This is a genomic window from Stutzerimonas stutzeri, assembly GCF_000935215.1.
Taxonomy (GTDB): Bacteria; Pseudomonadota; Gammaproteobacteria; order Pseudomonadales; family Pseudomonadaceae; genus Stutzerimonas.
The window spans coordinates 1-3,191 of record NZ_JXXD01000154.1 but is presented as its reverse complement, the minus strand read 5'-3'; the positions used below and the strand labels follow the sequence as shown (position 1 = coordinate 3,191).

Genomic DNA, 3,191 nt, shown 5'->3' with positions numbered 1-3,191 from the left:
GGCCGAAGCCGACCGGCCCTTCGGTGTAGCCGGTCTCCATTTTCAGCATGAAGCCCTGAGCCCACTCCTCGGCCTTGGACTGAGCAGCGCCAGACTGCCGGAAGTCGCGGTTCATATAGAAGTTGCGCAGGTCGATGCTTGCCTTGCTGTCTTCGATGAAGGCGGCGCTGGCGGGATTGGTGGCGATCACTACGGCGCCGCCGCAGAGAATGTGGCAGAGGGATTTGTGGTGCAGTCGCATGGTATTTCCTCTTGTTGTTGTTTTGGGCCGCTCTCGGGCGGCTACAGGGCATAGAGCGAAAGGCGTGCCAGGCGCGGCGCTCGAGTGGCCACCCGCCGCAATGGCGCGTGGTAGAGCGTTCTATGGGCGGTTGGCTGGGCTTGCCGCGCGGGCTGCGGTGCGTCCGTTGGGCTGGACATGTATGGCGGGCGGTGGTGTTCTGCGGGGTCGAGGTGTCCAGTCGGGCAGACTGGACGGCGCCGGCGGGTGAGACCGGCGCCGGATCAGATCAGCGCGTGCTCCTGCGACTCTTGACGCAGACGAAGCTCGACGCGGCGTTCACGTCGCCCTTGCCGACGTACTTCGGCCAGCCGGGGTATTCGCACAGCGGGCGGGTGCGGCCGGGCACGCCGACGCTGTCGGCAACGACCTGCCGCCGCGGCGCACGGCCCTGTTCGACCCAGTCTTCCAGTGCGCTCAGCGAATCCCAGGCGGCGTTGAACACGGTGCTGGCGGCGTGGCCGTAGCCGGGGATCTCGTAGTAGCGCAGGAAGCGCTGCGTCTTGCCCGGGCCCATGTCGCGGCGCACACGCTCGTAGTACTCGGCGGTGGCGCGGGTGCTCACCAGTTGGTCGGAGGTACCGTGGGCCATGAGGATCTTGCCGCCGTTGCGGGCGAATGCGGACAGGTCGGTCCGGTTGACGTCCTGGCGCAGCGACAGCTCGCTGATGCGCGCCTGCCACGGGCCGGGGTTCTGCGGGTCGAGGGTCAGCGAGTTGAAGGTGGGATTGCGCGTCACGAAGAAGCGCACCCATTCATCCCAGAAGCCGGAATGGTAGGGCGCGCCCTCGGCGAAACCGGTGCCGTGCACGGGCATCGGGTAGCTCGGCTGCAGGGTGTTGAGGCCGAGGCGGTTGACCACCAGCTGCACGCCTTCACCCGGCCGGCCGAGGTCGGTGCCCCAGGTGTTGAAGCCGGGGTAGTGGGTTTCGCCGCTGGCCAGCGGGAAGTTGAAGCGGATCGGGCTGTTGAACACCCGCAGCGCCTGGATCTGCGCATCCGACAGGCAACGCTGCGAGGTGTCGGCACCGCCCGGGCAACTCAGCGGTTTGCCGTTGAGCTTGGCGCGGGCCGGGTCGAACTGCGCATTGCACGCGGCCTGATGACTGATCACGCCGTCGCGCGCGCCGTCCAGCCCGTCACAGGCCTGCATCGCGGCTTCCAGCAGTGCGGCGCGTTTCTCCAGGCTGGGAAAGGCGCCGGGCTGGGCGAGGGCGCGGGTGATGCGGCCGAACTGCAGGTCCAGCGCCAGGGCGTTGTAGGCGGGGTAGAGGACGATGGCGCCGTTGAAGTCGGTCGGCCATTGCTGCACCACGGCCAGCGCCTCGCGGCCACCGGTGGAGCCGCCGGCGAAATAGCTGCGCTCGGGCGCGGCGCCGTAGCGTTGTTCGATCAGGTAGATGGCGGTATCACGGGTTTTCTTCAGCGCGTCGTGGGCGTAGTTGGCCAGGGCTTCGTCGTTCCAGGCAAAGGAGCCGGGGCTCAGCGGATCGGCCACATGCCCGGAATCGCTGCCGAACACCGCGTAGCCACGGCCGAGCGGCGTAGGTTGATCGACCGGGCCGGCGGGTACGTTGCCGGCGACGTTCGGCACCGTGCCGTTGTAACCGCCGCCGCCGAACATCATTGCCTTGCGGTTCCACTGTTCGGGCAGCACCAGGCGCATGCGTATTGCCGGTGCGGCGGGGTCGACCGGGCGAATCTCGGCGCTGAGGTCGCAATAGGCGCCGAACGTCTGCGGTGCGCTGCCGCCAGCCGCGATAGGGGTCGCTGCGGTGACGCGCGCGCCGCTGCTGGGCAGGCCGATGGCCTGGGCCGGTATCTCGCGGCCAAGCAGTTCGGTGCAGGTCGCCGCCTGCACGGATTCGGCGGCAAGCAATGCCAGCGCCAAGGGCGTCAGGCGCAGCGCGCGGCGGGTAAACGGATTGCTACGGATAGGCATCATTGGGGCTTCCTTCTTGTTGTTGTCGAGCCGATGCGCCGGGTCGGGCGCATAAGCGCTCAAGCCAATGCCATGCCACCGCCGTGGGCGGGCGCGCAGCAGGCGATGGCCGGTCGCCGCGGCTTGGGCGAAGGCTCTAGCTCAGGGGGAAAGTCGGAAGCGCAGGAGGCTGCGGGATGGCCGAAGGGCAGGAAGCGGCGAAGAGAGGTGTCCGGCGCGCTGGACGACTGTCCGCCGCGCCGGACACTCGGGTGGCTAGTTGTAGCGGCCGTTGATCCCGCCGACGCTGTAGCGCCCGGCACCGAGCAGCATGATGGCCAGCGAGCCGAACAGAAACAGGCCCTGCAGTTCGATGGCCCAGCCGCCCATCGGCCCGATGTCGAACAGTTCGGCCCGGTGCGCCAGCGCCAGCGCGACGACCATGTTGCCCAGCATCAGCAGAGCGCCGAAGCGGGTGTAAAGGCCAAGGATCACCAGCAGCGGCCCGACCACCTCACCCAGGTAGACGCCGTAGGCGAGGACCGTCGGCAGGCCCATGCCGGCCAGCATGCCACCGATGCCATCGACGCCGTGCAGCAGTTTGTGGATGCCGTGCAGCAGCATCAATACGCCGACCGAGAGCCTGAGAACGAGTTTGCCTGCATCGTCTGTCATCGTTGAGCGTCCCCTTGCGGCGCCGGGAATCGGCGGCCCTGCCTCCAATGTAGATCAGCCGCTGTGACATTGCCGCGTCGTCAACGACGGCCAAGCCGCGGGTTAGACCGCTCAGCGCTGGCTCAGGCCGTGTTGCTGCAGCTTGCTGTAGAGGCTGGCGCGGGAGATGCCGAGCTCCATGGCGGCGCGCCGGCGGTTGCCCTTGCAGGCGGCCAGTGCGCTCTGCAGCGCGCGACGCTCGGCCTGGGCGATGGTCTGGGCCAGCGGTTGCAGCGGCAGTTCTTCGAGACTGGCTGCCGCTGCGGCTTGAACAGG

Annotated in this window: 4 protein-coding genes; all 4 read right to left on the bottom strand. The window is 68.2% G+C overall.

Features of this window, described 5'->3' with window-relative positions; all coding sequences use genetic code 11:
- On the bottom strand, positions 1–241 hold a 241-nt coding region (locus LO50_RS16120), incomplete at its 3' end, for an OprD family outer membrane porin (protein WP_044315631.1).
- Between the two features lie 268 nt (positions 242–509).
- On the bottom strand, positions 510–2,225 hold the full coding sequence (locus LO50_RS16115) for a tannase/feruloyl esterase family alpha/beta hydrolase (protein WP_044315630.1): 1,716 nt from the start codon (positions 2,223–2,225) through the stop codon (positions 510–512).
- A 252-nt stretch (positions 2,226–2,477) separates the two neighbouring features.
- Entirely contained in the window at positions 2,478–2,876 is a 399-nt protein-coding gene (locus LO50_RS16110; protein ID WP_014819311.1) for a DoxX family protein, read from the bottom strand.
- A gap of 111 nt (positions 2,877–2,987) precedes the next feature.
- A partial coding sequence (locus LO50_RS16105; RefSeq protein WP_044315629.1) for a helix-turn-helix domain-containing protein occupies positions 2,988–3,191 on the bottom strand: 204 nt, incomplete at its 5' end.

Excerpts from the sequence above, each read along its gene's own strand:
- LO50_RS16110 (WP_014819311.1), bottom strand. The coding sequence starts at position 2,876 with ATGACAGACGATGCAGGCAAACTCGTTCTCAGGCTCTCGGTCGGCGTA.
- LO50_RS16115 (WP_044315630.1), bottom strand. The coding sequence starts at position 2,225 with ATGATGCCTATCCGTAGCAATCCGTTTACCCGCCGCGCGCTGCGCCTG.